Raw genomic sequence first — 25,409 nt, 5'->3', positions numbered from 1 at the left:
ACACAAACTTGCCCCATGTCAAGCGCGACGGTCGAGCGCCGGAATCATGCGGAGATCCGCAACCCGGTCGACGCGTCGAACAGGTGCACGGACCGCTCCTTGGGGCTGACGGCAATCTGGTCGCCAGGCTTGACGTCGGGCGATCCATGGAGAGTAGCGACCACTCTGCTTTGACCGAGATGGAGGAAGACGTCTGTCTGCGCGCCCGATGGCTCGACTACGTCGACGGTGGCCATCACCCCCTGCTCGCCCAACATGAGATGCTCCGGCCGGACGCCGTAGATGACCCTCTTTTCCTCGTACACCTTGGCGACGGAAAGCAGCTCCTTGGGAATGGGCAGCCTAACCCCATCCGGCGCGATGAATTCTCCGCCGGAAACCTTTCCTTCTATTTGGTTCATCGCCGGAGAGCCTATGAATCCACCGACAAAAGCATTCGCCGGACGCTGGTACAATTCAAGCGGCGCTCCAATTTGCTCGACGTTTCCTGACCGCATCACCACGATCTTGTCGGCCATGGTCATCGCCTCGATCTGGTCATGCGTGACATAGACAGTCGTGACTTTCAGGCGCTGGTGAAGCGCCTTGATCTCGGTCCTCATCTGAACACGCAGCTTGGCGTCGAGGTTAGAGAGCGGCTCGTCGAACAGGAACACCTGGGGATCGCGTACGATCGCCCGGCCCATGGCCACCCGCTGACGCTGCCCTCCGCTCAGTTCTCTCGGGTATCGATGCAGAAGTTCGTCAAGGCCCAGGATTTCAGAAGCCTTCCGTACCTTCGCGTCGATTTCCGCCTTGGCGGAGCCTTTGATCCTCAACGAGAACCCCATGTTCTCCTGCACAGTCATGTGCGGGTAGAGCGCATAGGATTGGAACACCATCGCAATGTCCCTCTCCTTGGGAGGAAGCCTTGTGACGTCGCGGTCGGAAATCCTGATTCTACCGCCGGAAACCTCCTCGAGCCCCGCGATCATCCTCAGGAGCGTCGACTTTCCGCAACCGGACGGTCCGACCAGGATCACGAACTCACCGTCCTCGATTTCGACCGAGACGTCCTTCATTACCGTCACAGCCCCGAACGACTTCTTCACATTGTTGACCATCACGTTGGCCATTGGCTCCTCCATCCTTGCCACCACGATCAATTCGTGGACTGGCCCTATCTTGACAACAGAATTGCGCCATGCAAGGAAAATATTAAAGCGCTTTCATTGGAGGTGAAGCGCTCCATTTCCGAACCTGGAGGAGAACCATGATATCGTTTGACATCCATCGTAGATCGTTGCTGGCAGCCGCTGCGCTAGCCGCTTTCGCAGGGATGGCGGGAGCCGCGCTCGCCGACACCGAGATCGTTTACGCGAGTAATCTCGACCCCGCCAACAACAAGGATCCCCGCGTCGCCGCCCAACAGAAAATCCTTGAAGCGTTCGAGAAGGCCAATCCGGGCGTGAAGGTGAAGGTGCTCGTCGATCCGACGCAGGCCTCGTATCTCCGGGCGCTCAAGAGCAAATCGGCGAGCCCGGACGTCGTGAAGGTGATCGGCTTCGGCGTCCCGGAATACGCGGCCACCGGGTCGCTGGAACCTCTCGACGATCTCGTGGCGAGCGAGAAAATCGACGAGAACGATTGGCTGGTCCCGCTCTCGAAGGCGAAGATCGATGGGCATCTCTATGGCCTGCCGCTCGACTACCGCATTCCGATCTTCATCTACCGCAAGAGCCTCCTCGAAGTCGCCGGACTACAGCCTCCCAAGACCTGGGATGAAGCGTGCAAGATCAGTCAAGCGCTGTCGAAAGATGGCAAGATCGGCTACGCCGTGGGCGTCGGCGCGGGCGGCGGACTTGGTGGCGCGCAGGCCTTCGGCGAACTGATGTTCAGCTCGATGGCGACGGAGGGCGCGTCGGACTACTTCGACGCTACCGGCACGCAGTTCCTCGTTTCTGAGGAGAATTTCGTACGCGCCGCCCAGACCATCAAGGACTTCTACACGAACTGCAACGTCCCGACCGCGGCGCTGCAGTTCGGATACAACGAAATCCACGATGGCCTGCGCGCGGGAACTGTCGCGTCGGCGACCTTCGGTCTCTACAGGTTCGGTGCGATCGTGACGGCCGGCGCGGGCGACGATCTCGCGTGGGCTCCTGGTCCGGCTTACGAGCCGAACGGCAAGCAGGCCGTCTACGGCTATGTCGTCGCGCTCAACAAAAACTCCGCGCACAAGGATGAGGCAAAGAAGCTCATCGCATTTCTGGGTAGCCCGGAGGCGCAGGCCATAGCGCTCGAAGGAGGCGAGGTTGTCGCGCGCGCGTCCGTCTACAAGGGCGGCCCCTACTTCGAAACCGACGCGGGAAAGCGCCAGGCGGCATGGTCCGAACTGATCAAGGAGCGAGGCTTCCTTCCTTCGTATCCGCTCAGCCTGACCGCGTACAATCTCGCCCTCGGCGAGGCCCTGCAGCGGATGGTGTTGCGCGACGCCACCCCCAAGGAAGCCTATGAGGAAGTGAAGTCTCGTTACCAGCGGGCAATGGACCAGGCCCAGTAACGCAATCCGGCCAACCGCCGGGGCGGCCAACATGACCGCCCCGGCCCGCACAGGAAGATTGCCAATGAATTCTCTCGTCGGAAGCCCGCCCTTGAGCGACACAACCGAACATCTGACGTCGGAGCCGAAGCCCCGAAAGCCGTTGCAGGACCAGCCGCTGTTTTGGTTCGCCCCCGCCCTCGTGCTGCTCCTCGTCGTGACGCTCTATCCATTGGCCTACGTGCTCTGGATGAGCTTGCAGAAGACGAGATATTATGAACTCGCCGGTTTCGTCGGATTTGAAAACTACGCCTACGTGTTTTCATCCCGAGAATTCATCGACAGCTCGATCGCCTCCCTCATCTTCGTTGCAGGTTCGTTGTCGCTCGCGGTCCCGATTGGCGTGTTCGCTGCGGTCGTCTTCAACTCCCTCGGACGTTACGCCTCGTTCTTCCGGGTCGTCACTCTGCTCCCATGGACGCTTTCGATGGGCGTGGTCGCGAGTCTGTGGCTTTGGCTGCTGAACCCCTCCTACGGCCCGATCAGCTACGCGATGTCCCAACTCGGCCTGCCGCAAAGCCTGTTGCTCGGCGATCCGGACCTTGCCATCTGGCTCCTGGTGATCACGACGGCCTGGTGGTCATTTCCTTACGTCATGGTGATGACGACCGCGGCGCTTCAGTCCGTTCCAAAGGAACTCTACGAGGCTGTGGACATGGACGGCGGCAACAGCGTCGTCAAATTCCGGTTCGTCACGCTTCCGCATCTCCTCCCTACTCTTGGAAGTACCGCGCTCAACCTGGCGATCCTCTACCTCACGATCGTCACCTTGATCCTGGTCCTCACGGGTGGAGGTCCGCTCGGCGCGACCGCCACATGGAGCTACCAGGTCTTCAACGGTACCGTGCAGACGGTGAACATCGCCCCGGCTGCCGTCTATTCGGTGGTCGTCCTCATTGCCAACCTCATACTCGGATACATCTACGTCCGATCCACCGGACGCGCGACAGGCTGAGAAGGACCATGAACAGATCACATCGAAGCCCACTCACGTGGCTCAGCGCGGGCATTGTCGTGCTGGTCATGTCCGCCCCGATCCTCTGGGCCGTCATAACCTCGCTCAAGCAGGAGACGCTGGCAATATCCTTCCCACCGACATTCTGGCCGTCACCCGCAACGTTTGAAAATTTCGCGAGCGTCCTCAGGTCCGAGACTTTCGCCTCTGACCTCTGGAACTCCGTGATCTATTCCCTGGGCGCGGTCGCGCTTGCGCTGGTCGTCGGCGTGCCCGCCGGCTACGCGGCAGCACGCTTCGAATTCGCCGGTAAGAGGGCATTGATGCTCACCATATTGGCGACGTCGATGGTCCCGGGCGTGGCTCTTCTGGTTCCCACCTATATCCTTCTCGATGGACTGGGGCTTTTGAATAACCACATCGTCCTCGTCGTCATCCTTGCGGCGCGGCTGGTCCCGCAGACCATCTGGTTCATCGAGAACTTCGTGTCGGCGCTTCCCATCGAGGTCGAAGAGGCCGGGTTCATCGACGGCGCATCCCGCTTGGAGGTTGTCTGGAAGCTCGTGCTCCCGCTCATCAAGCCCGGCATCGCCGCCGTCGCCGTCATGGGCGTGATCACGACCTGGAACGACTATGTCACCGTAGCCGTCTTCGCACCCGACGTGGCCGCCCGCACGTTGCAGGTGGCGCTCGTGAACCAGGCTTTCGACTCGATCGGCATCTCCTGGTCCTATTTCATGGCCTTCGCGATAGTCGCCTCGATCCCCGTGGTGCTTCTGTTCATGGTCGCGCAACGTTGGTTCGTCGCCGGGCTCACCGCCGGGACAGTCAAAGGCTGACCCGTGCAAGCCGTCGCCGCCAACTGGGGGAACGACCGCGAGGTACCGTCGGAACTCGCCATCAACTTGGCGACCGTGCGGGAACAATTCGGCCTGAAGGAGGCTGTCGAAGCGTGTGCCGCCCTCGGCATCCGCTCGCTGGGATTCCTGACAGATCAGATGCGCGCCGTCGGCTTGCCGGAAGCGGTGCGTATAGCGGAAGACAACGGCGTCCGGGTCACCGGCCTGGCCCGGGGCGGCATTTTCCCCGCGGCGTTGCCCGAGGGACGGGCTCAGGCGATTTCGGACACCAAACGCGCAGTCGACGAGGCGGCGGCTCTTGGTGCTGAATGCCTCATCATCCTGGCAGGCGGCCTACCGGCGGGAACACGCGATCTGGCGTTCGCCCGTGAAATGGTGTGCGAAGGCTTGTTCGCCGTGCATCAATACGCGCTGTTGTCCGGCATTCCGCTGGCCTTGGAGCCGCTCCATCCAATGTACGCCGCCGATCGAGCATGCCTGAACACCTTGGAGCAAGCCCTCGACATCTGTGACCTGCTTGGCGAAGGCACGGGTATTGCCTTCGACACCTATCATACATGGTGGGATCCTAAGCTCGAGGAGCAGATCGTTCGCGCGGGCAAGCGCAGACTCCTCGCCTATCATGTTTCCGACTGGCTGGTGCCGACACGCCACCTCCTGTTTGACAGGGGCATGATGGGAGACGGCGTAATCGACTTCTGCCGCATGAGATCGCTGTTATCCGGCATGGGCTACGAAGGTTCACACGAAGTCGAGATATTCTCATCGGAATGGTGGTCACGACCTGGAGAACTGGTGCTGCGTACCTGCCTTGAGCGCTTTATCGCGCATTGCACATGAATTCGCGTTCACTCGCCCATCGGAAGGCGGAGAGGCTCAGAAAGGAAATCCCGATTGTCCGAAGACGGCATGGCCGGACCACGCTGCAGGGCGCATGGGCTCATCACCTTGCACCCCACGGCGACGGAGGCGATTTCAGCGAAGGCAACTTGACTTCTTCCGCCTTTTCGGCTTTTTTACCTAAACGTTTTGCGAGGAATGAACAGGTGCAATCACGGCCAACACTTCACGATGTTAGCGCAGCCGCGAAGGTTTCGACCTATACGGCTTCCCGCGCATTGAGCGGTGGCCCCGGTGTTGGCGCCGAGACGCGCAAGCGCGTCATCGAAATTGCGGCCGAGCTCGGCTATGTCCCTAATCAGCACGCTCGCAGTCTTAAAAGCCCCCAAAGCACCGCAGTTGCTGTGCTTACGGCCAACATCGCCAATCACTACTATTCCGTCCTCGTCAATAGCCTGGAGGCTGCGATCGAAGGGGGCGGTTACGATTGCGTCACCATGGACGCCATCCTCAACGGTGTGCACTCCCAAGCCCGTGAGGATCGTTTTGTCGCCTCGATCATGGCGCAACGTGTTGCGGCCGTCGTGGTGACCTACAATCTCAGCGAGGGCAATATGCGGGCGTTGGCGAGTTGGGGGATCCCCATGGTCTTCGTCGATTGCTCGGTCCCGAACGGTTACGCGCAATACTCATCGATCACGACCGATAGCTTCCAGGGCAGCCACGACATGGGGATGCATCTGGCGGGTCATGGCTACAAGCGCTGGGCATTCGTCGGCCACACCAACACCTGGAGTTCGCGCAAGCCTCGGCAGGCGGGCTTCGAGGCCGCCGCCGCTTCCACCGGATGCAGCGTCGATATCATCGAAGGCATGAATTCGAGCGCAACGTCGTGCGAAGCCGTAAGCGCCTATCTCATCGAAAAGCCACGGCATGAATGGCCGGAGGTTTTTTACGCGTCGAATACCGTGCTCCTGCATGGGATATTCGAGGCGCTTCGCAGACGCAGCCTGTCTGTGCCGGAAGACCTTGCCGTTGTTGCCTTCGATGATTTTGAATGGGCAGAAATGATTGATCCTCCGGTAACGGTGGTCGACCAGGACATCGTCACGATCGGTCGCGCTGCCGGGGCGCGGTTGTTGCAGCAGATAAAATCCGCAAATGTCGTCGGGGAAGAGCTAATCCTGAAGCCGACCCTCAAGGTGAGGCAGTCGTGCGGCTGCGGGAGGATCAAGGGGTTCGCCGGCCGATAGCCGGCCGATGTTGGGCGCCAGCCGGCGTCTCATTTTTTTTGAAAGGGAGCTAAACGTTTATGGTGATAGCAATTGGGTTGAACAGCGGATCCTCCTTCGACGGGGTTGACGTCGTCGCTGTCGAGATTGATCTCGCAGAGGATGGCAATCCGTCGCGCCCGCAGTTCATCGCGGGCCGAAGCTACGATTGGCCGGAAGCCGTCGCCAAGGGAGTGCTTCGCGCCTTCGACAACAAGCTCAGCATCTTCGAGCTGTGCCGCCTCAATTACACGACGGGCGCCGTCTATGCCGAATGCGCCCGCTCGCTGATGCGCGAGCAGGGATGGAAGCCGGAAGACATCGCGGTCATCGGCTATGACGGGCAGACCATCTACCAGGAGCCCGCCCAGTTTTCCGAACTGAAGAATTTCTCCGACGGCGAGGACGTCCTCGGCCGCTGGCAGGACGGCCCTTTCCCCTGCGGCCTGCAGATCGGCGAGCCGGCGATCGTCGCCGCCACCTGCAACGTGACGACCGTCACCCAGTTCCGCCCGTCGGACCACGCGCTCGGCGGCGCCGGCGCGCCGCTCATGCAGTATCTCGACTTCGTCGCCTTCCGCGATATCGGCCCTGTCCTGACGCTCAATATCGGCGGCATCGCCAACTGCCAGTTTGCCCAGGCTGATCGCTCAAAGATGATGGCTTTCGATACGGGGCCTGGCAATGTCATGCTCGATCATGCCACCAAGGTTCTCCTCGGCACATCCTACGATGCCGATGGCGAGGAAGCCGCAAAGGGCACGATCAACCAGCCCCTGCTCGACCAGCTGCTCTCGCACGATTTCTTTAAGCGCCCCGTTCCGCGAAGCGCCTGGCGTCGCGACTTCGGCGCGGAATATGCAGACGAGATCCTGGCGCAGAACAGGTCGCTGTCGGCGCAGGACATTCTCGCGACCTTTACCGAGTTCACCGCCATTTCGATCACCCGCTCGATCCGGGAACATGTCGTGGGCGTAGACGAGGTGACGACGGTGATCGCAAGCGGCGGCGGCGTGCGCAACGGCTTCCTGATGAAGCGGCTGGCGGGTCACCTCAACCGCCTGGAACTCGTTACGTCCGACGACTACGGCATCCCGCCGCAGTTCAAGGAAGCGATCAAGTTCGCGACGCTCGCCTATGCGAACGTCAACAGCCTCGCAAACAACATTCCCGCCGCAGGCGGTGCATCGAGCTTCACGATCCTCGGCAAGACCGTCCAGCCGCCGCGGCTGGCGAAAGTCCTTTGAGGATATTGGAATTGGCGGCGAAAGCTAAACGTTTATTGCGTCGCGATCGGAGGGCCGGACAATCCGTCCGGCAAAACAAGCGCTCAGCGCAGGATAAAGGGTGGAGAACATGAATTTCAGAACTTTTTCCGTCGCAGCCCTCTTTGCGGGCTCGACCATGATGGTATCCGCGGCCAGTGCCGCATCCGTCGAGGTAACCCATTGGTACACGTCGAGCAGCGAGGCGGCGGCCCTTGCCGTTGTCAAAAAAGCGGTCGAGGACCGGGGCGTCGAATGGCGCGATGCGCCCGTGGCCGGCGGTGGCGGGGATGCCGCCATGACGGCGCTGCGTGCCCGCGTACAGGCCGGCGACCCGCCGGGCTCCGTCCAACTGCTGGGCCTCGCCATCAAGGATTGGGCCGAGGCCGGTTCGCTTCGCTCGCTCGACGACATCGCGAAGAAGGAGAATTGGGACGCCGTGATCCCCAAGGAACTTCAGGCCTTCTCGAAGTATGACGGCAGCTATGTCGCGGCCCCCCTCGACATGCACCGGGCCAACTGGGTCTGGATCAACACCAAGCTCATGGAGAAGGTCGGCGGCACGCCTCCGGAAACCTTCGAGCAGCTGATCGAGCTTGGCCAGAAGTTCAAGGAGGCCGGCGTCGTGCCGCTGGCGATCGGCGGCCAGGCCTGGCAGCAGGGCGTGGTCTTCGACAGTGCGGTGCTCGCCGTTGGCGGTCCGGACTTCTATCGCAAAGCATTTGTCGAGCTCGAACCGGAAGCGCTCGGCAGCGACACCATGATCAAGGCCTTCGACCAACTAAGGGCGCTGCGTGGTCTCACCGACACTGACTTCACCAACCGTGACTGGAACCTCGCTTCCACGATGGTCACCCAAGAGAAGGCAGGCATGCAGATCATCGGCGATTGGGCGAAGGGCGAGTTCGCCAGTGCCGGGTTGACGCCGGGCAAGGACATTACCTGCATCGCCTATCCGGGCACCCAGGAAGGCGTCGTCTTCCTCACCAACCAATTCGTCATGTTCGACGGCTCCAAGTCCGATACGGAGGCTCAGGACACCTTTGCCTCCGTCATCATGGATCCGAAGGTCGAGGCTGCCTACAGCCTGATCAAGGGCAACATCCCGGCACGGACAGATGCCGTCGTGCCCGGCATCGATGCCTGCGGTCAGAAGTCGATAGACGATCGCAAGGTCGCGCTCGAAAAGGGTGGCTTTATGCCGAGCATGACGTTCAACCACGCCGCACCGCCGGCCGTGGTCGGCGCCTATCTCGATGTCGTGACGAACTTCTTCAACTCGGACCAGAGTTCGAAGGACGCTGCCGCGGCACTCGTCGAAGCCGTTGCGAACGCACAATGACGGCGATCGACAACCATGTGGCAAAGGATTCGGCGGCGTCGCCGCCGGATCCAGCCCGGATTGGACGATCGGGACAGCGGCGGTTCCGCCTCGACCGGCTGCTGCCCCAGCTCGTCGTCGCACCGACCTTCGCGATCTCGCTGTTCTTCGTCTACGGCTACATCCTCTGGACGGCCTATTTCTCCGTCAGCGCCTCGCGCATGATGCCCAACTACACCTTCGTGGGGCTGGACAACTACATTCGTCTCTGGTCGACGCCGCGCTGGCATGTCGCGGTCGAGAACATCGCGATCTTCGGCCCGCTCTTCATCCTGCTCTCGACAGCGATCGGCCTGCTTCTCGCGATCCTTCTCGATCAGCGCATCCGCATCGAGGGGCTGCTGCGCACGATCTATCTCTATCCAATGGCAATCTCCTTCATCGTCACGGGCACGGCCTGGAAATGGATACTCGATCCAGGTCTCGGCATCCCCAAGCTCATGCACGACCTCGGCTGGGCGGGCTTCACGTTCGACTGGATCGTGCGGCCGGACATGGCGATCTACTGCCTCGTCATCGCGGCCGTCTGGCAGGCCTCGGGTTTCGTCATGGCGACCTTCCTGGCGGCGCTGCGCGGTGTCAGTGACGAGATCATCAACGCCGCCCGCCTCGACGGCGCAAGCCTTCCCACCATCTATTTCAAGATCATCATTCCGATCGTCCGTCCCGCCTTCATCACAGTGATCGTCCTCCTGACCCATCTCGCCATCAAGAGCTTCGATCTCGTGATCGCGCTCACCAATGGCGGGCCGGGCTATTCGACCGAGCTGCCCTCGACCTTCATGTATTCGAGCACGTTCTCGCGCAACCAGATCGGCGTCGGTGCGGCCAGCGCCATGATGATGCTCGCGACGGTCGCCGCGATCATGGTGCCCTATCTCTATTCCGAACTGAGAGGAGACAAGCGCGATGGCTGACCTCGCTCTCCACCGCCGAAGCGGTCGCCTCCCAATCGCCCGCATGATCCTCTTTCTGATCCTTGGGCTCTTCGCGGCGATCTACCTGATCCCGCTCTTCATCATGGTCATCACGTCGTTCAAGACGCTGGACGAGGTGCGCGCGGGCAATCTGCTCTCGCTTCCGACGGCGCCGACCGTCGCCCCCTGGCTCAAGGCCTGGTCGGAAGCCTGCATCGGCATGAGCTGCAGCGGCATGGCGCCCTATTTCTGGAACTCGGTGAAGATGGTGGTCCCAGCCGTCGCCATCTCGACGGCCGTCGGTGCGCTTACCGGCTATGCGCTGGCGCTGTGGAAGTTCAAGGGCGCCAGCATCGTTTTTGCGCTCATCCTCTTCGGCTGCTTCATCCCCTTCCAGATCGTGCTCCTTCCGATGGCGCGCACATTGGGCGTCCTGCAGCTCGCCTCGTCCACACCGGGCCTCATCCTGGTCAACACGGTCTATGGCCTCGCCTTCACGACGCTCTTCTTCCGCAACAGCTTCATGGCCTTCCCGCAGGAACTCGTGAAGTCGGCGACGGTGGATGGTGCGGGCTTCTTCCAGATCTGGTCGAAGATCATCATGCCAAACTCCATCCCCGTCCTCGTCGTGACGGTGATCTGGCAGTTCACCAATATCTGGAACGAGTTCCTGTTCGGCGCCACCTTCTCGGCAAGCGGAACGCAGCCGCTGACGGTCGCGCTCAACAACCTCGTCAACAGCTCCACGGGCGTGCGCGAATACAACGTCCACATGGCGGCGGCCCTGATTGCCGCCGTGCCCACACTCCTCGTCTACGTGCTGGCCGGTCGGCACTTCGTGCGTGGCCTGATGGCCGGCGCGGTGAAAGGTTGAACATGTCCTCGCTTCATATCGAGAATGTAAACAAGAGCTACGGCTCGCTGCCGGTGTTGAAGAACATCGATATCAAGGTCGAAAGCGGAGAATTCCTCGTCTTGATCGGCCCGTCGGGTTGCGGGAAGTCGACGCTGCTTAGCGCGATCGCCGGCATCTCCGACATTACAAGCGGCCGCCTGCTGATCGATGATCACGATATCACGCAGGAGCGCCCGAAAGACCGCGACATCGCCATGGTGTTTCAGTCATATGCGCTCTATCCGAACATGACCGTCCGCCGGAACATGGGCTTCGCGCTGGAAATGCAGAATGTCCCCCGCGCCGAGCGCGACGCGATGATAGAGCGGGTCGCCGAACAGCTGCAACTGACGGCCTATCTCGACCGCAAGCCGGCCCATCTTTCCGGCGGCCAGCGCCAGCGCGTCGCCATGGGCCGCGCATTGGTGCGCAGCCCGAAGGTCTTCCTGTTCGACGAGCCGCTGTCGAACCTCGACGCGAAACTGCGCGTCGAGATGCGCACCGAACTCAAGAAGATGCACCAGCGCCTGGGCGCGACGATCGTCTATGTCACACATGACCAGATCGAGGCGATGACACTGGCCTCACGCATCGTCGTCATGAAGGGCGGCATCATCCAGCAGGTCGGGACGCCAAAGGAAGTCTACAACCGGCCGGCCAACACGTTCGTCGCCACGTTCATCGGTTCGCCCGCGATCAATCTGGTGCCGGGCAGGCTCGATCCCTCGAAGCGAACCATCGAGATCGACGGCCCCTCGCCCGTTACCCTGAAGCTTCCGGATCACGTCGCTGCAACGGTGAAGGGGCCGTGCGAAATCCTGTTCGGCCTCCGCCCGGAGGCGATCGAGACGCACACGGCCGGGCGCGCCGGCGAACCGGACTTTGCCAGCGTCCAGGCCGATGTGGAGGTACTGGAGCCGACCGGACCGGATACCCTCGCCATCCTGCGCTGGCAGAACCGCGAGTTGACGGCCCGCCTTGGCCGCGAGGACGACCGCAGGCCGCTCGCATCCGCGGAATTTCTCTTCGACATGAACCAGGCGATGATCTTCGACGCCGCAACGCAGGCCAATATCACATGAGCAGGACGGAGACCGGAAACATGCATGCACTTCGATGGGGACTGATCGGCGCTACATTCATCGCGCGCGACTGGATGATCCCGGCCTTCCGAAACACCGGGGGCACGATCGCGTCGATCCTCTCATCGTCACCGGAACGGGCTGCCGACTTCGCCAGGGCAAACGACATCCCGGTCGGCACGACGGATCTCGACACCCTGCTTGCCGGCGAGATCGACGCCGTTTACATTTCCACGACGAACGAACTGCATGTCCCGCAGGCGCTCGCCGCCATCAAGGCCGGAAAGCACGTGCTCTGCGAAAAGCCGCTCGCGGTCGATTTCGCCAGCGCGCGCGAAATGGTGGATGCGGCCGAAAAGGCGGGGCTGGTCTTTGCCACGAACCATCATCTGCGCAATTCCGGCACGCACCGCGCCATGCGCGAGGCGATTGTCGCCGGCCGGATCGGGCGTCCGCTCTTTGCCAAGGTTGCGCATGCGCGCTATCTGCCGGAGTTCCTGCAAGGCTGGCGGCTGACCAATCCCGAAAAAGGCGCCGGCGTCATCCTCGACATCACCACCCATGACGTCGATTCGCTGCGCCATATCCTGGGCGAGAACCCGAAATCGGTTCTCTGCATGACGCAGACGGGAACGCTCGCAACCGGCGCCATCGAGGATGGCGCGATGAGCCTTATCGAATTCGACAGCGGCCTCATCGCCCAGACGCACGATGCCTTTACCACCAGGTTCGCATCGACCAGCCTCGAGATCCACGGCACGGACGGCTCTCTGCTCGGCACGGACTGCATGACCCAGGACCCGATCGGCGAGGTCGTGCTCAGAACCGCGGCGGGCGAAGAGACACTTTCGATCGACCGGACCAATCTCTACGAACGCAGCCTGCATGCGTTCGGGCGTGCCGTGGCAGGCACAGGCGAACCGTCCGCAAGCGGCGTCGACGGGCTCTGGTCACTCGCGACGGGCCTTGCCGCCGTCGAATCCGGCCGCAGCGGGCAGCGGGTCGCCGTTCACATCTAATGCGCGAGAGAGCCCGATGATCAACATGAAGACCAGTCCCGACATCGTCATCATCGGGTCGGGCATGGGCGGCGCCTGCGTCGCCTATGGCCTTGCTGCCACCGGCGCGAACATCCTGATCCTAGAGCAGGGACACCAGCTGCCGCCCCACGCCAAAAACCGCGATGCCCGCGCAATCTTCCAGCAAGGATTTTTCCGGACGCAGGAGCGCTGGTACGACAGCAAAGGCGAACCGTTCGGGCCGGGAAACTACTACTATCACGGCGGCAACACGAAGTTCTACGGCGCGGTTCTCATGCGGTACCGTGCGGAGGATTTCGACGGAGTTGAACATCTTGAAGGAACCGCCCCGCCCTGGCCTTTCCGCTATGATGAGCTGGAACCCTGGTATCAACGGGCGGAGGAGCTCTTCAAGGTCCGAGGCTCCCTTGGCGTCGATGCAACGGAACCGCGGCATTCTGGAGTCTATCCTTACGGCGCCGTGCCGGACGAGCCGGCGATCGCGGAATTGCGTTCCCGCCTGAAGGCCGTTGGCCTCAATCCGTCTTCCTTGCCCCTTGGCATCGACATCGACGCCTGGCTCGCTGGGGGAAAAACACCCTGGGACGCATTCCCGGATGCGCGGTCGGGAAAGATGGACGCCGAAACCTGCGCGCTGCTTCCCGCTCTGGTGCACGACAACGTCCGGATCGAAAGCGGGGCGGAGGTCCTCCGCCTCATTCCCGGCCCGGACGGCCGCACGATTGCCGCCGTCGAGTACCGGCAGGCCGACGCCATCAAGCGTGTGTCCGCCGGGACGATCGTGCTGGCGGCGGGTGCCGTCCGGTCGGCCAAGATCCTGCTTGCCTCCGCCGAAAACGGTCTTGCCAACCGGTCGGGTGCCGTCGGCCGCCATTTCATGAACCACAATCTGACGGCCCTTCTCGCCTATGACCGACGCTTCCACAACGACAGCGTCTATCAGAAGACTTTCGGCCTGAACGATTTCTATCTGCGCAGCGACGCGGGAGAGGCACCGCTCGGCCATGTCCAGCTCTTCGGTCGGGTCAGCGCGCCCGTTATGAAGGGCATGGCGCGATGGGCGCCTGAATGGCTGCTTGATCTCTGGAGCCACCATTCCGCCGATCTCCTGCTGATGAGCGAGGACCTTCCCGATCTGGATAGTCGCGTGACGCTCGATGGGGATCAACTCGTCCTTCATTGGAAGCGATCGAATATCAAAGCGCACGATCTGCTGCGGCGGAAAATGATGGAGCTGCTGAAGGCAACCGGCTTCTCGTTCACCCTATCGCGCCCCTTCGACCGTAATACGACCTCTCATCAATGCGGAACCATCAGGATCGGCGACGATCCGGTGCGTGCGCCCCTCGACGCCAATTGTCGGTCGTTTGACCATCCCAATCTCTACGTCACCGACGCCAGTTGTCTCGTGACTTCGGCAGCAGTCAACCCGTCATTGACCGTCGCCGCTCTCGCTCTTCGCGCTGCGGCGCATATTGGGAAGAGTCTCTGAAACACCTATAGAGCCATCGATGCACGATCGATACTTCGGTCAGGTCAGATCGCCCCTACCCGCCAGGCCAGGATGCAGAGTAAGCATACGGCGAAGGCCGCGGCTGGATCGATTTCCGATCAGTGATGTTTCTTCTGGCTTTTGGCGAAAGAGAAACAGACGCGAACCGATCCCGCATGACAAAACCAAGGAATCCTACCTCGGCTTCGTCGCCATAGCCGCAGTCAAACTATGGATACCCTTTGTCCACGAGCACTAGTTCGCTCCGTGAACCGCCTTCCAGTTATTGAAACGCACCAAAGTGTCTGGATCGGTCGGCGGATAGAGGCCAATTATCGGAACCCCGTGCCTGACCTCCTGCAGCACGAACTCTTCAAAGAGTTCCATCGGCTCGGCAGCTTCCGCAATCATCTCGACGAGATGCGCCGGGATGACCATGACCCCATCGCCATCGCCGACAAGCACGTCCCCAGGATAGACAGGAACCCCTCCGCAGCTTATGGGCACGTTGATATCGACGGCATGATGCTTGGTCAGGTTGGTCGGTGCCGAAGGCTTTGCGGCAAAGACAGGCATCGACAATTGTCCCGCACCCGTTGCGTCCCTTACACCGCCGTCCGTTACGCAACCTGCGGCACCGCGCACTTCAAGGCGCGTGAGCAGGATCGACCCGGCAGACGCTGCACTCGCATCCTGTCTGCAATCCATAACCAGCACATGGCCCGCGGGGCATGTCTCGACCGCAACGCGCTGCGGATGGTCGGCGGAACGGAATGCCTCCAGCTGATCCGTATCCACCCGCGAGGCAATATAGCGTAACGTGAATGCCGGCCCCACGAGCTTGGCCCGCTTTTCGTTGAGGCAGGAAACCCCTTGAATATAGCAATTGGTGTAGCCCTGCTTATAGAGCAGCGTCGCGATGGTTGCGGTGCTGGCATTTTGCAGACGCCGCAGCGTTTCGGGCGAAAGCGTATGGTTTTGGATCATTCGGCGGTCCTTGCTCGCAAGCCGGTCGCGTTGAACCGGGGTTGTATGTAGAGGTGCTCGTTCGTCGTTCCCGGCGCGTAGTGCGCGTCGTTCGGAATGCCGGTGTTGCGCTGCGCGGGATATTTGGCGATTTCGTCCAGCATCAGATCGACGCCCAGTCCGGGTGCGTCCGGCACTTCGAGCCCACCATCGCGGAAAACGGGTGGCGCGGAAATCACACGCTCGCGTCCGGGCCAGTCGGAACCGAACCGCTCGAGAATGAGAGCATTGGGGATCGCAGCCATCAGGTGGATCGCGGCAAATTCCGCCACCGGGCCTAGCGTACCGGCATGCGGCGCTATAGTCACGCCGAAGGCTTCGGCAATCGCTGCAAGCTTTTTCATTTGGCTGATGCCGCCGAAGCGACCGGTATCAGGCTGGGCGACATCGATCGATCCGCTGGTGATCAGCGGCGCCAGGCCCCAGATCTTGGCCGTCCGCTCGCCAGCCGCCACCGGCACATGGCAAGCATCACGCAGGCGCAGCAACTCGCTCGGGTGCTCCGGCGCAACCGGCTCCTCGAGGAATAGCAGGTTCAAGGGCTCAAACTCCCGTGACATCCGACGCGCATCCGCCGGGGTCAGCCAAGGAGGACCGTGCAGGTCGACCATAAGATCGATTTTGTTGTCGAAGGTGGCGCGCAGGGCGACGGCCTTGTCGAGTGCAGTCGAGACACCGCCGGTCTTGAACGCACGATAGCCCAGATCGATCAGCCGCTTGGTGGTTTCGACGCTGCTGGTATGGGCATATGCGGGAACCACGTCCCGGAACTTGCCTCCGAGCAACCGCCAGACCGGGACGCCCAGAAGCTTGCCGTTCAGGTCCCACAGCGCCATGTCGAGAGCGCTGAGAGCTCCCCCTCCCACGGTCCCGGTGAGCCCGTGCCCCATCTGGGCCAGGTGCAAACGGCTCCAGAGCCGGTCGATATTGAACACCTCCTGGCCGACAAGCAGGGGCGCGAGATCCCGGACTGCCACCTCGACCGCAATCGGCCAGCCGGAGCCTTCTCCCACACCGTAGGTGCCGTCCTCCGCGATGATGCGAACGAAGAGCCACTGGCGGGTCCCGCCGATGCTCATGCCGCCACCGGACTCTGCCGCCCATGCGGTTTCCGCAGGACTGCCTGCCTGCATGAGGTATGTTTCAACCGAGGCGATCTTCACGTGCCTACCCTTCAAATATTCGAGATTTCGCGTTCAGCAGGTGGGTCTGCATCGACCTTTTTGCGCCCTCTGCATCGCCCTTGCGGATGCATTCCAGGATAGCGGCATGGTCCACGATCACCTTGGAAATCCGCGATTGCCCGCCATCCACCTTCAAGGCGCGGTTGATCATGATGCCCTGGAGCAGATGTTCACGGATCTGGTCTATGATCGAAACATAGAAGCGGTTCTTGCTGGCGATCGCCACAGCGCGGTGGAACAGGAAGTCCTCCTCCCCACCAAGATTGGTATCCATGTTGACGCGCTCCAGCGCTTCGCAGCGCATTGCGATGTCGGCGATATCATCCTTCTCGGCGCGCAAAGCCGCAAAATATGCCGAGTCGCTTTCCACGCTTATCCGCATCTCAAAACAACGCTGGATGTCATTCACGCTGGCCAATGGCGCGATCTGCGACACTTTCGCTTCCGGCCGCCGCGACAAATAAGTGCCGGAGCCCTGGCGGGACGCGATCACCCCGTCTTCCCGCAAACGCGCAAGCGCCTCCCGGATGATCGGGCGCGAAACCTCGAACCGGGCCGCAAGCTGTGTCTCCGTTTCGAAACGGTCGCCGATCTGCATGGCACCGCCAACAATTTCCCTGACGAGCTGGTCGTAGATGAAATCGCTGCGGCGAAGGTATTTTGGATCGGACGAAGAGAAAGGCTGTTCCATGCGGCGCAGATTAGGGTCGATCCGACGATTTGTCAAACGATATTAAAAGTTGTTTGACAAATTCTGGATGTAGTCTTACAACATCCTTGAAGTGGCGGCGTTGCGGCGACGATTACCGGCTCCACGGCATCGAGGAAGCCTGCCAGATCGATCAAGCCGCCGAGCAACCCAGAGCAATACAAACCGGAGGAGTAATGTGATGTTTCTGTCCAACGAAACGACGAGGAAGGCCTGCCTCGGGCTGCTGACCGCCACCGCGCTCGGCTGGGCGACGACGGGTGCCCTCGCGCAGGAGGCATTGGTCACGCCCGAGCTGATCGGCAGGGCCGATGCGCCGATCACCCTGACGATCCAGCCGCGCTTTGCCTATTCGCACCAATCGAACGACAAGAACCGCCGCGCCGTCCTGACGGAGGCGTTCGAGGCCTGGATACGCCGCCACCCCGACGTGAAGATCGAGGTGCAGGTGCAGCAGGGCGACGATGCGGTGATCGTTGCCAAGCGCCTTCAGGATGCCGCCGCCGGCCGGGCCGCCGATGCGATCATGGTGGAGGATCTCGACTACGGGAAGTTCTACGACCTGACGGCGTCCATCGACCCGTTCCTAACAGAGACGGAGAAATCGGATTTTCTGCCGGGTGTGCTGGAAGGCATGAAGCACCCGACGACCGGCGAGGTGAAGTACTTGCAGATCACCTCATACACTACTGGCTTGTGGTATCGCCGCGATTTGATGAAGACGCCTCCCAAAACCCTTGGGGAGCTTGCTGAAATGGCGCAAAAGCTGAAGGACGAGCACGGCTTTCGTTACGGAATGTTCCTGCTCGGCGGACCGGGCGTGATGAATTACATCCTCATGCCGCAGATGGCCGGCATCGGCGCCTCCATCATGAACCAGGACGAGCAGGCAACCCCGGTATTCGACGAGCCTTCGAACCGCGAAGCGATGATCCGCGTGCTTTCCTGGCACAAGGATATGGTGGACCGCGGCCTGATGCCCTCCGATGTCGTAAGCTTCGCCTCCACGGGAGATGTCGTGTCCCGCGTGGAAGCGGGTGAAATGCCGTTTGCCTTTGGCGGAACGTTCATGGGCGGCGGCATTCGAGGAACGTCTCAAGGAGACAAATGGGCTTTCGCGCCCATGCCCACCCTCGACGGCGGCGCACCGGTTCCGTTTCAGGGCGGGTGGTCCTGGGGGCTTTTCACCAAGGACAAGCAGAAGCAGGCCCTGCTGACGGATCTCCTGATGGAAACCTACACCGGCCCATGGGCTATGGCGCGCTGGGGCGAGGCAGGCGGCTACACCCCGACCCGCATTTCCGCTCTCAAGAACTACCAGGCCTTTGCAGTCGAAGGGCTGGACAAGTCGTTCGCGGACGCGCTTGCCACTGCCCAGCCGTTCCCGAAGGGCAAATTGCGCGACGTCGTCGATAACGCGGTCAACAACGCATATCAGCAGGTTATCCTGGGCGCGGGGACACCGGAAGAGGCCGTCGACGAAGCGTGGGCGACCGTAGACGCCGAACGCTGATCAACACGAGGGCGTGGCGTCGCCGTGCCCTCGTTCCGATCCACTTCTCAACCGATTGGACCACCTTCGCGATGACGTCGACGTCTTCTTCCGCCTGGATGCGCGTACAGGACAGCCCCTGGTTCTGGCTCTTGCCCGCCGGACTGTTCCTGCTCGTATTCTACACATGGCCCCTGTTGGACGTGGTGAGGCTCAGCTTCACGAATGCCAGCCTCATCACGCCCGACTACGACTACACGTTCGATAGTTACCGTCGGGTGTTCCGTGACCCGTCGACCCTGCGCACCCTGAAAGTGACGTTCTTGTTCGCCGGCGGGTCCGTGGTCCTCAAGCTCGTGCTGGGCATGGGCCTCGCGCTTGCCATCGATGCGGGGGTGAAGCGCGGCCTGCATGGAATTGTCCTGGTGCGCACCTCCGTTCTGGCCGCCTGGGTCATCCCGGGCGTGGTCGTCGGCGTGCTTTGGAAGATCCTCCTTTCAACCTCCAGCCACGGCCTGTTGAACTATTGGATACAGACCACCTTCGGCAAAAGCGTCGGCTTTCTCACGGATCCTGACATCGCCCTCTCGACCGCGATCCTCGCCAATGTCTGGCGCGGTGTCGCATTCACGATGATCCTGCTTTATGCAGGCCTTCAGCGCATTCCGCCCGAGCTTTATGAAGCCGCACGGGTCGATGGGGCAGGCGCCGTCGCGCGGTTCCGATTCGTCACGCTCCCGACGCTCGCCCCCGTCATCTTCATAGCCCTCGTTTTGATCACGATTGGCGGGATCAACACGTTCGACCTGATCATGGCGCTCACCGAAGGCGGGCCTGCGCGCTCCACCGAGGTCGTCGGCCTGCGCGTCTATCAACAGGTGTTCCAGTTCATGAACCTCGGCCGCGGCGCCGCACTCGCGGTCCTGTTGCTGGCCGTCAACTTGCTGATGACGCTGATTTACCTGCGGCTGCTGCGCATCAACCGCAAAACCGATTGAGGACCCAGGCAATGACGCATGCGAATATTGACATCGGTTCGGCGGGCGGACGGCGGCTGGCGAATGCCGGGCTGTATACCGCCTATGCGGTTGCAGTGCTTTTCGCCCTATTTCCCATCCTGGCCGTCGTCATGCTGTCGATGAAGCAGCCTAGCGAAGTCTTCAGCTGGCCACCGACCTTCCTTCCCGCGACGTTGAACTTGAACACCTATGTCTATATCCTCACCGAAACGACGATCGGACGGATGTTGTGGAACTCCGTCTTCCTGACGGCCTGTTCGACGGTTGGCTGCATCCTCATCTCGGCCCCCGCCGCCTATGCATTCTCGCGGCTGAAATTCCGCGGTCAGAAGCCGCTGTTGCTGCTCTTGCTCGTGTACCAGATGATCTCATCGATGGTGATAGCACTGCCGCTCTACCGCTATTTTGAAGCGCTGGGCCTGCTGGACAGCCATATGGGGGTGATCCTCGTCTATATCACCGTGGAGATCCCCTTCACCGTCTGGCTCCTGAAGGGATTCTTCGACGCGATCCCGCCCTCTCTCGACGAAGCGGCGCGAATTGACGGCGCCAGCCGGCTGCAAGTCTTGCGGATCGTGATCTTGCCGCTCGCCAAGCCCGGCCTCGCCGCGGCGCTGATCTTCAACGTCATCGCCGGCTGGTCGCAGTTCATCATTCCGTTCATCCTCATCCAGCGGGCGGAGAAGCTGCCGATCTCGATCGGTGTCCTGAACTTCGCTCCCGGACAGACCGAAGGTGAGATCACCATTCCATACCTGGCTGCCGCATCGGTGATCGCGATGCTGCCGGCGCTCACCATGTTCGTGCTCCTGCAGCGCTACATCGTGCAGGCGCTGACCGGCGGTGCCGTCAAGGGATGAGGGTCGCCCGGCTTTGCGAAAGCCCGCGGCCAGCTAGAAATCAAGGAGAATTGCATGTCTGAGGTCACCATCGCCAATGTCAGGAAGACCTATGGTTCCGCCACGGTCATACCCGACGTCTCCCTCGACATTTCCGACGGCGAGTTCGTCATCCTCGTCGGACCGTCCGGATGCGGAAAGTCGACGCTGTTGCGCATGATTGCCGGCCTGGAAGCGATCAGCGGTGGCGACATCGCCATCGGCGGCCGTGTCGTCAACAATCTGCAGCCCAAGGAGCGGGACATCGCAATGGTGTTCCAGAACTATGCGCTCTATCCGCATATGACCGTCGCGGACAATATGGGGTTCTCGCTCAGGCTATCGAAGGTCCCGAAGGGTGAGATCGCCGACAGCGTGGCGAAGGCCGCCGGCATCCTCGGGCTGACCGCCCTGCTCGACCGCTATCCGGGACAGCTGTCCGGCGGACAGCGCCAGCGCGTGGCGATGGGACGCGCCATCGTGCGCAATCCCCAAGTGTTCCTCTTCGACGAGCCCCTTTCGAACCTCGACGCCAAACTTCGCGTCCAGATGCGTGCGGAGATCAAGGAGCTTCATCAGAAGCTGAAGACAACGACGATCTATGTCACGCACGACCAGATCGAAGCCATGACGATGGCCGACAAGATCGTCGTCATGCGTTCCGGCATCATCGAGCAAATCGGCGCGCCACTTGATCTGTACGACCGCCCCAAGAATCTCTTCGTCGCGTCCTTCATCGGGTCGCCCTCTATGAACCTCATGCGTGGAAGGGCCGAAGGTTCGCACTTCGTCACAACAGACGGGCACTACCTGCCGCTCAAGCAGGCACGGGCGGGACTTGAGGGACGCGCACTTGTTTATGGCATCCGACCTGAGCATCTCACCCTGTCGGATGATGGGTTCGAAGTGGAGATCGCGGTTGTAGAGCCAACAGGCTCTGAAAGTCATGTACTTGCACGCGTCGGCCACGCCGACTTGACCTGCGTATTCCGCGAGCGCGTCGCGCTCCGTGCGGGGGACAAGGTACGTGTGCGGCCCGAAGCAAAAAGTGTCCACATTTTCGACGACAGAACCGGGGACCGAGTTGAATGAACTTTGCCTCAGCAAGAACTGTGGGATATCCGCCCCTTATAGCACTCGTCGCAGCCAATGCCAGCTTCGCGATTGGCCAACGAGCCGCGTCTTAATGAAGTTCACGTCGCGAACTATTAGTCGCTCTGCACGGGCTCGAGGCTGACGACCTTATCAGGCCACAATGATATAACGATCCTGCATGCTTTGCACGGCTAGCCGTTACATCGAGGCGGCCATCGGCGGCATCTTGATCGGTTGTCTGTACCTCCCCAACGGCAATCCCGCGCCCGGCCCAAAATTCGATTACAAGCTCCGCTGGTTCAAGCGTCTCCACGCCTATGCCTCCGAGCTCATCAAACTCAACGTTCCCGCCCTGCTGGTGGGCGACTATAATGTCATGCCGACGGATCTGGACGTTTATGCACCGGAGCGCTGGCGGGGCGATGCACTTTTTCGTCCCGAGGTCAAAAAGGCCTATTCCGATCTGGTCGCACAAGGGTGGACGGATGCGATCCGCCATCTGCATCCGCAGGAGCGGATTTATACGTTCTGGAAATACTGGCGGAATTCCTTCGAGCGTGACGCAGGTCTGCGGATCGACCATTTCCTCCTCAGCCCCGCGGTCACCCGGTGACTACGGTCTGCGAGCGTGCGCCGACGCCCGCGAAGCTGGGAGCATACGAGCGACCATGCTCCGGTCATAATCGAGATCGATCCGCCTGCCGATGCGGGCTAGGCTGAGGCCTGCTGTGCGCTTCGTCGTTCGCGCGACCGCGCAGCCTGTCGTGCTTCGCGAAGCTCCTCTATGGTCGCAAGCCACCAGCCGCGTTGGCGCTCGTCGTCCTGAGGTGCGGCCTTCGACGGCCACGTTTGCACCAATTCCTCCAGCGAGGGAACGCGCCACAATCCCCAGACTTGGTCGTCCGCGACGTCCGGATAAAGATCGGCGATCTCATCATGCTCGACCACCTCGCCGGTGATGTCGCTGACGACGATGATGCCGTAGGCGGCAGTGGCGATGAGCCGGTCCAGCGGCGGCAGGTCGTCGGCCGGAAGGGGAATGCGCCGGCGCCGGCGCTCGGCCGACCGGCGGCGGGCTTTGCGCTCATCCTCGGTGCCCTTTCGTGCTTCGGCGCGCTTGCGCCGCTCCTCCGGTTCGCAACGCTGCGCCTCGGCCTCGATCGCCGGCCAATGATGGAGAAGCTCGTCATAGGAGGCGAACGGAACGCGCCAGACCTTACGATCCCCATCCCAGCGCGCGAACGGCACCTGCCGGATTTCCTCGACCAGCTTTCGCGAGTACGGCGTCCTGATGCGAAAGCCGTCCTTGTCGACACTCAGATAGGGGCTGAGGATCGGCTCGAACGCGAAGGCGTCCCTTCCCTTTTCTTCTGCAAACGGATCGGCGCGGGTTTCTTCCTTGGCTCTCCAGCGGTCGAAGCGCAGCCGGGCGGTCTTTCCAGGGACGAGCCAGGCTTTGCGCCTATCGCTCCAACGGGCACGGGGAAATTCCTGCCGGAAACGCTGGACCGTCATCCGGTCGAACGGAAACGAGACGGCGGCACGCTCGTCGCCGTCTTCTCCATCGACTATCTCGGGTTCGGCGTCGTCGCCCATCGTCTCATCCAGCAGCGCATTCGCCATTCGTCAGTGCTTGGTATGCCGGTCGCCGCGGTCACCTTCGCCCGGCTTGGCCTCGTTCTTGGCCTTGTGTCGACGGTCGGCCGACAGGGAACGACCGATGTCAACGCTTTCCTTGAACTGGCCTTTCTCGTCGCGGCGAACATAGCGCTTGTCGGTCCCGGTATCGATCGTCTCACGCTTCGTCATGACGTTCTTCCTATCGGTTGCGGTCTCGGAAGAACGCACGGCGGCATGAAAAAGATGCAGCGAATCAAAGGCATATTCGAGACTCGCAATGGCCGTGCGAAACATTGCCTAAGCCATTGATTTCCGATTCATTTTTTGATTCGGAACAAATTCGCAAGTGATTCGCTTGACTCGCTTTGGTTGCGTCGAGTCGGGAGTTTCGAGATGGCCGGTCATCGTGCCCAGTGGAAGGGTTTCATCAAATTCGGCGAGGTCAGTTGCGGGGTCGGTCTGTACACGGCCGCCAGCACCTCCGAGCGCATCTCGTTCCATACGATCAACAAGAAGACCGGCAACCGCGTCAACCGCATCTTCGTCGACAGCGACACGGGCAAGGAAGTCGAGCGCGAGGACCAGACCAAGGGCTTCGAGATCGAAAACGGCCAATACATCATGATCGATCCCGAGGAGGTCGCCGCCACCATCCCGGAGAGCAACAAGACGCTGACGGTCGAAGCCTTCATCCCCTGCTCCGATGTCGACGACGTCTATTTCGACAAGCCCTATTATCTCGTCCCGACAGACCGTGTGTCTTCCGACGCTTTCACGGCGCTCCGCGATGCCATGGAGAAATCCCAGGTTGTCGCGGTTGCGCGCACGGTGCTGTTCCGGCGGATGCGCACGGTGCTGATCCGCACGCACGGCAAAGGCAGGATGCCGGCGGCGCGTACGCCGGCCTCGAAGTCGAACCGTAACGCAGCCGCCCAGCGAAAAGCCGGTTGAGGAGAACGACGATGGCGCCCCGCCCCTACTGGAAAGGATACCTCAAGCTCTCGCTCGTGACCTGCCCTGTCTCCATGTCGCCGGCGACGTCCGAAAGCGAGAAGGTCCGGTTCCATACCCTCAACAAGGTGACAGGCAACCGGGTCGTCTCGCAATATGTCGATGCCGTCACGCGCAAACCTGTCAAGGATGATGACGAGATGAAAGGTTATGCCCGCGGCGAGAACGACTATGTGCTCCTCACCGACGATGAGTTGGACGCCGTCGCACTCGATACCGTCAAGACGATCGATATCGAGAAATTCGTGGCGCGCGACAGCATCGAATGGGTCTGTCTGGAGAAACCACATTATCTCGTGCCCGATGATCCGGTCGGACACGAGGCTTTCGCGGTCATTCGCGACGCGATGTCGGCCGACGAGGTGTTCGGCGTTTCGCGGCTGGTGATCGGCCGGCGCGAGCGCGCCGTCGTGCTGGAGCCGCGCGGCGAGGGCATCGTGCTCTGGGCGCTGCGCTTCGGCGACGAGGTGCGGCCGGAGGAATCCTACTTCGAGGACATCGATGACAAGGTGGACCCCGAGCTTATCCCCCTGGTGCAGAAGTTCATCAAGCAGCACACGAAGGAATGGTCGCCCGAGATGGTGTCCGATCCGGTGCAGGAGGCCCTGCTCGATATCATAGCCAAGAAGAAGAAGGCGCTGAAACCGTCTCGGAAGGGCAAGGCCAAGGGAGAAGATCGCCCATCCGGCGGTAATGTTATCGACATCATGGATGCGCTCCGCAAAAGCTTGGCGGCCGGCGAGAAAGGCAAGCGCGCATCCTGAATTCTTCACGCAAGACACCTATGTTCGGACTC

The 25,409-nt window shown here is 61.3% G+C and carries 23 protein-coding genes and 2 pseudogenes; 19 read left to right on the top strand and 6 right to left on the bottom strand.

Features of this window, described 5'->3' with window-relative positions; all coding sequences use genetic code 11:
* Positions 1-44 precede the first annotated feature (44 nt).
* Positions 45-1,115 carry an ABC transporter ATP-binding protein gene (locus tag WMC41_RS29920; RefSeq protein WP_432350089.1) on the bottom strand — a complete coding sequence of 357 codons (1,071 nt, stop codon included), beginning with the start codon at positions 1,113-1,115 and terminating at the stop codon, positions 45-47.
* A gap of 137 nt (positions 1,116-1,252) precedes the next feature.
* Here WMC41_RS29920 and WMC41_RS29915 point away from each other — a divergent pair, with 137 nt between their 5' ends.
* The 12 genes from WMC41_RS29915 to WMC41_RS29860 all read left to right on the top strand — a co-directional run bounded on the left by WMC41_RS29915 (position 1,253) and on the right by WMC41_RS29860 (position 14,579).
* Entirely contained in the window at positions 1,253-2,542 is a 1,290-nt protein-coding gene (locus tag WMC41_RS29915) for an ABC transporter substrate-binding protein (protein ID WP_432350087.1), read from the top strand.
* 91 nt (positions 2,543-2,633) lie between these two features.
* Positions 2,634-3,536 (top strand): carbohydrate ABC transporter permease, encoded by a 903-nt coding sequence (locus WMC41_RS29910; RefSeq protein WP_432350085.1) that lies wholly within the window; start codon positions 2,634-2,636, stop codon positions 3,534-3,536.
* Between the two features lie 8 nt (positions 3,537-3,544).
* Entirely contained in the window at positions 3,545-4,375 is an 831-nt protein-coding gene (locus WMC41_RS29905) for a carbohydrate ABC transporter permease (protein ID WP_432350083.1), read from the top strand.
* A gap of 3 nt (positions 4,376-4,378) precedes the next feature.
* Positions 4,379-5,236, top strand: coding sequence for a sugar phosphate isomerase/epimerase family protein (locus tag WMC41_RS29900; protein WP_432350081.1), 858 nt, complete (start codon positions 4,379-4,381; stop codon positions 5,234-5,236).
* A 149-nt stretch (positions 5,237-5,385) separates the two neighbouring features.
* Entirely contained in the window at positions 5,386-6,489 is a 1,104-nt protein-coding gene (locus tag WMC41_RS29895; RefSeq protein WP_432350079.1) for a LacI family DNA-binding transcriptional regulator, read from the top strand.
* Positions 6,490-6,548: 59 nt separating this feature from the next.
* Positions 6,549-7,754 (top strand): anhydro-N-acetylmuramic acid kinase, encoded by a 1,206-nt coding sequence (locus WMC41_RS29890; RefSeq protein WP_432350077.1) that lies wholly within the window; start codon positions 6,549-6,551, stop codon positions 7,752-7,754.
* Positions 7,755-7,863: 109 nt separating this feature from the next.
* Positions 7,864-9,114, top strand: a complete 1,251-nt coding sequence (locus WMC41_RS29885; RefSeq protein ID WP_432350075.1) for an ABC transporter substrate-binding protein — start codon at positions 7,864-7,866, stop codon at positions 9,112-9,114.
* Positions 9,111-10,070 carry a carbohydrate ABC transporter permease gene (locus WMC41_RS29880; protein ID WP_432350073.1) on the top strand — a complete coding sequence of 320 codons (960 nt, stop codon included), beginning with the start codon at positions 9,111-9,113 and terminating at the stop codon, positions 10,068-10,070. The genes WMC41_RS29885 and WMC41_RS29880 overlap by 4 nt, the downstream gene beginning before the upstream one ends.
* Complete coding sequence (locus WMC41_RS29875) at positions 10,063-10,944, top strand: carbohydrate ABC transporter permease (RefSeq protein WP_432350071.1); 882 nt, start codon at positions 10,063-10,065, stop codon at positions 10,942-10,944. The genes WMC41_RS29880 and WMC41_RS29875 overlap by 8 nt, the downstream gene beginning before the upstream one ends.
* A 2-nt stretch (positions 10,945-10,946) precedes the next feature.
* Positions 10,947-12,047, top strand: coding sequence for an ABC transporter ATP-binding protein (locus WMC41_RS29870; RefSeq protein WP_432350069.1), 1,101 nt, complete (start codon positions 10,947-10,949; stop codon positions 12,045-12,047).
* 20 nt (positions 12,048-12,067) lie between these two features.
* Positions 12,068-13,066, top strand: coding sequence for a Gfo/Idh/MocA family protein (locus WMC41_RS29865; protein ID WP_432350067.1), 999 nt, complete (start codon positions 12,068-12,070; stop codon positions 13,064-13,066).
* Positions 13,067-13,091: 25 nt separating this feature from the next.
* A complete protein-coding gene (locus WMC41_RS29860; protein ID WP_432350201.1) occupies positions 13,092-14,579 on the top strand; it encodes an FAD-dependent oxidoreductase in 1,488 nt (495 codons plus the stop codon).
* Between the two features lie 255 nt (positions 14,580-14,834).
* On the opposite strand, the gene WMC41_RS29855 is transcribed toward WMC41_RS29860, so the two are convergent.
* From WMC41_RS29855 to WMC41_RS29845, 3 genes are read right to left on the bottom strand one after another with little or no spacing between them, the layout of a single operon-like run.
* Positions 14,835-15,563 carry a ribonuclease activity regulator RraA gene (locus tag WMC41_RS29855; RefSeq protein WP_432350200.1) on the bottom strand — a complete coding sequence of 243 codons (729 nt, stop codon included), beginning with the start codon at positions 15,561-15,563 and terminating at the stop codon, positions 14,835-14,837.
* The gene (locus WMC41_RS29850) at positions 15,563-16,768 is read right to left on the bottom strand and encodes a mandelate racemase/muconate lactonizing enzyme family protein (protein ID WP_432350065.1); all 1,206 of its coding nucleotides are present in this window, start codon (positions 16,766-16,768) and stop codon (positions 15,563-15,565) included. Before WMC41_RS29850 ends, WMC41_RS29855 begins: the two co-directional genes overlap by 1 nt.
* 4 nt (positions 16,769-16,772) lie before the next feature.
* Positions 16,773-17,480, bottom strand: a complete 708-nt coding sequence (locus WMC41_RS29845) for a FadR/GntR family transcriptional regulator (RefSeq protein ID WP_432350063.1) — start codon at positions 17,478-17,480, stop codon at positions 16,773-16,775.
* 199 nt (positions 17,481-17,679) lie between these two features.
* Between WMC41_RS29845 and WMC41_RS29840 the strand changes: the two genes are divergently transcribed.
* From WMC41_RS29840 to WMC41_RS29820, 5 genes and pseudogenes are all read left to right on the top strand, one after another.
* Complete coding sequence (locus WMC41_RS29840; RefSeq protein ID WP_432350061.1) at positions 17,680-19,011, top strand: ABC transporter substrate-binding protein; 1,332 nt, start codon at positions 17,680-17,682, stop codon at positions 19,009-19,011.
* A 71-nt stretch (positions 19,012-19,082) separates the two neighbouring features.
* Positions 19,083-19,988 (top strand): carbohydrate ABC transporter permease, encoded by a 906-nt coding sequence (locus tag WMC41_RS29835; RefSeq protein ID WP_432350059.1) that lies wholly within the window; start codon positions 19,083-19,085, stop codon positions 19,986-19,988.
* An 11-nt stretch (positions 19,989-19,999) separates the two neighbouring features.
* On the top strand, positions 20,000-20,869 hold the full coding sequence (locus WMC41_RS29830) for a carbohydrate ABC transporter permease (protein WP_432350057.1): 870 nt from the start codon (positions 20,000-20,002) through the stop codon (positions 20,867-20,869).
* 54 nt (positions 20,870-20,923) lie between these two features.
* Positions 20,924-21,979 (top strand): ABC transporter ATP-binding protein, encoded by a 1,056-nt coding sequence (locus WMC41_RS29825; protein ID WP_432350055.1) that lies wholly within the window; start codon positions 20,924-20,926, stop codon positions 21,977-21,979.
* 190 nt (positions 21,980-22,169) lie between these two features.
* Positions 22,170-22,697: pseudogene (locus WMC41_RS29820) on the top strand (exodeoxyribonuclease III); the annotation flags it as partial.
* Here the strand turns inward: WMC41_RS29820 and WMC41_RS29815 are convergent.
* Both WMC41_RS29815 and WMC41_RS29810 read right to left on the bottom strand, forming a co-directional pair.
* On the bottom strand, positions 22,694-23,590 hold the full coding sequence (locus tag WMC41_RS29815; RefSeq protein ID WP_432350198.1) for a hypothetical protein: 897 nt from the start codon (positions 23,588-23,590) through the stop codon (positions 22,694-22,696). The pseudogene WMC41_RS29820 and the gene WMC41_RS29815 overlap by 4 nt on opposite strands.
* Positions 23,591-23,608: 18 nt before the next feature.
* Positions 23,609-23,791 carry a hypothetical protein gene (locus WMC41_RS29810; protein WP_432350196.1) on the bottom strand — a complete coding sequence of 61 codons (183 nt, stop codon included), beginning with the start codon at positions 23,789-23,791 and terminating at the stop codon, positions 23,609-23,611.
* A 204-nt stretch (positions 23,792-23,995) separates the two neighbouring features.
* Here WMC41_RS29810 and WMC41_RS29805 point away from each other — a divergent pair.
* Together WMC41_RS29805 and WMC41_RS29800 are read left to right on the top strand one after the other, a co-directional pair.
* A pseudogene (locus WMC41_RS29805) lies at positions 23,996-24,481 on the top strand (Ku protein); the annotation flags it as partial.
* An 83-nt stretch (positions 24,482-24,564) separates the two neighbouring features.
* Positions 24,565-25,377, top strand: a complete 813-nt coding sequence (locus WMC41_RS29800) for a Ku protein (protein ID WP_432350053.1) — start codon at positions 24,565-24,567, stop codon at positions 25,375-25,377.
* Positions 25,378-25,409: the final 32 nt, after the last annotated feature.

Source organism: Shinella yambaruensis (assembly GCF_050859155.1).
Lineage (GTDB): Bacteria > Pseudomonadota > Alphaproteobacteria > Rhizobiales > Rhizobiaceae > Shinella > Shinella yambaruensis.
The sequence above is the reverse complement of the archived record's forward strand: the minus strand, read 5'-3'. Positions and strand labels throughout refer to the sequence as shown.

Excerpts from the sequence above, each read along its gene's own strand:
- WMC41_RS29800 (WP_432350053.1), top strand. The coding sequence starts at position 24,565 with ATGGCGCCCCGCCCCTACTGGAAAGGATACCTCAAGCTCTCGCTCGTG.
- WMC41_RS29865 (WP_432350067.1), top strand. The coding sequence starts at position 12,068 with ATGCATGCACTTCGATGGGGACTGATCGGCGCTACATTCATCGCGCGC.
- WMC41_RS29890 (WP_432350077.1), top strand. The coding sequence starts at position 6,549 with ATGGTGATAGCAATTGGGTTGAACAGCGGATCCTCCTTCGACGGGGTT.
- WMC41_RS29875 (WP_432350071.1), top strand. The coding sequence starts at position 10,063 with ATGGCTGACCTCGCTCTCCACCGCCGAAGCGGTCGCCTCCCAATCGCC.
- WMC41_RS29915 (WP_432350087.1), top strand. The coding sequence starts at position 1,253 with ATGATATCGTTTGACATCCATCGTAGATCGTTGCTGGCAGCCGCTGCG.
- WMC41_RS29845 (WP_432350063.1), bottom strand. The coding sequence starts at position 17,480 with ATGGAACAGCCTTTCTCTTCGTCCGATCCAAAATACCTTCGCCGCAGC.
- WMC41_RS29825 (WP_432350055.1), top strand. The coding sequence starts at position 20,924 with ATGTCTGAGGTCACCATCGCCAATGTCAGGAAGACCTATGGTTCCGCC.
- WMC41_RS29905 (WP_432350083.1), top strand. The coding sequence starts at position 3,545 with ATGAACAGATCACATCGAAGCCCACTCACGTGGCTCAGCGCGGGCATT.
- WMC41_RS29880 (WP_432350073.1), top strand. The coding sequence starts at position 9,111 with ATGACGGCGATCGACAACCATGTGGCAAAGGATTCGGCGGCGTCGCCG.
- WMC41_RS29870 (WP_432350069.1), top strand. The coding sequence starts at position 10,947 with ATGTCCTCGCTTCATATCGAGAATGTAAACAAGAGCTACGGCTCGCTG.
- WMC41_RS29885 (WP_432350075.1), top strand. The coding sequence starts at position 7,864 with ATGAATTTCAGAACTTTTTCCGTCGCAGCCCTCTTTGCGGGCTCGACC.
- WMC41_RS29920 (WP_432350089.1), bottom strand. The coding sequence starts at position 1,115 with ATGGCCAACGTGATGGTCAACAATGTGAAGAAGTCGTTCGGGGCTGTG.
- WMC41_RS29810 (WP_432350196.1), bottom strand. The coding sequence starts at position 23,791 with ATGACGAAGCGTGAGACGATCGATACCGGGACCGACAAGCGCTATGTT.
- WMC41_RS29840 (WP_432350061.1), top strand. The coding sequence starts at position 17,680 with ATGTTTCTGTCCAACGAAACGACGAGGAAGGCCTGCCTCGGGCTGCTG.
- WMC41_RS29830 (WP_432350057.1), top strand. The coding sequence starts at position 20,000 with ATGACGCATGCGAATATTGACATCGGTTCGGCGGGCGGACGGCGGCTG.
- WMC41_RS29860 (WP_432350201.1), top strand. The coding sequence starts at position 13,092 with ATGAAGACCAGTCCCGACATCGTCATCATCGGGTCGGGCATGGGCGGC.
- WMC41_RS29835 (WP_432350059.1), top strand. The coding sequence starts at position 19,083 with ATGACGTCGACGTCTTCTTCCGCCTGGATGCGCGTACAGGACAGCCCC.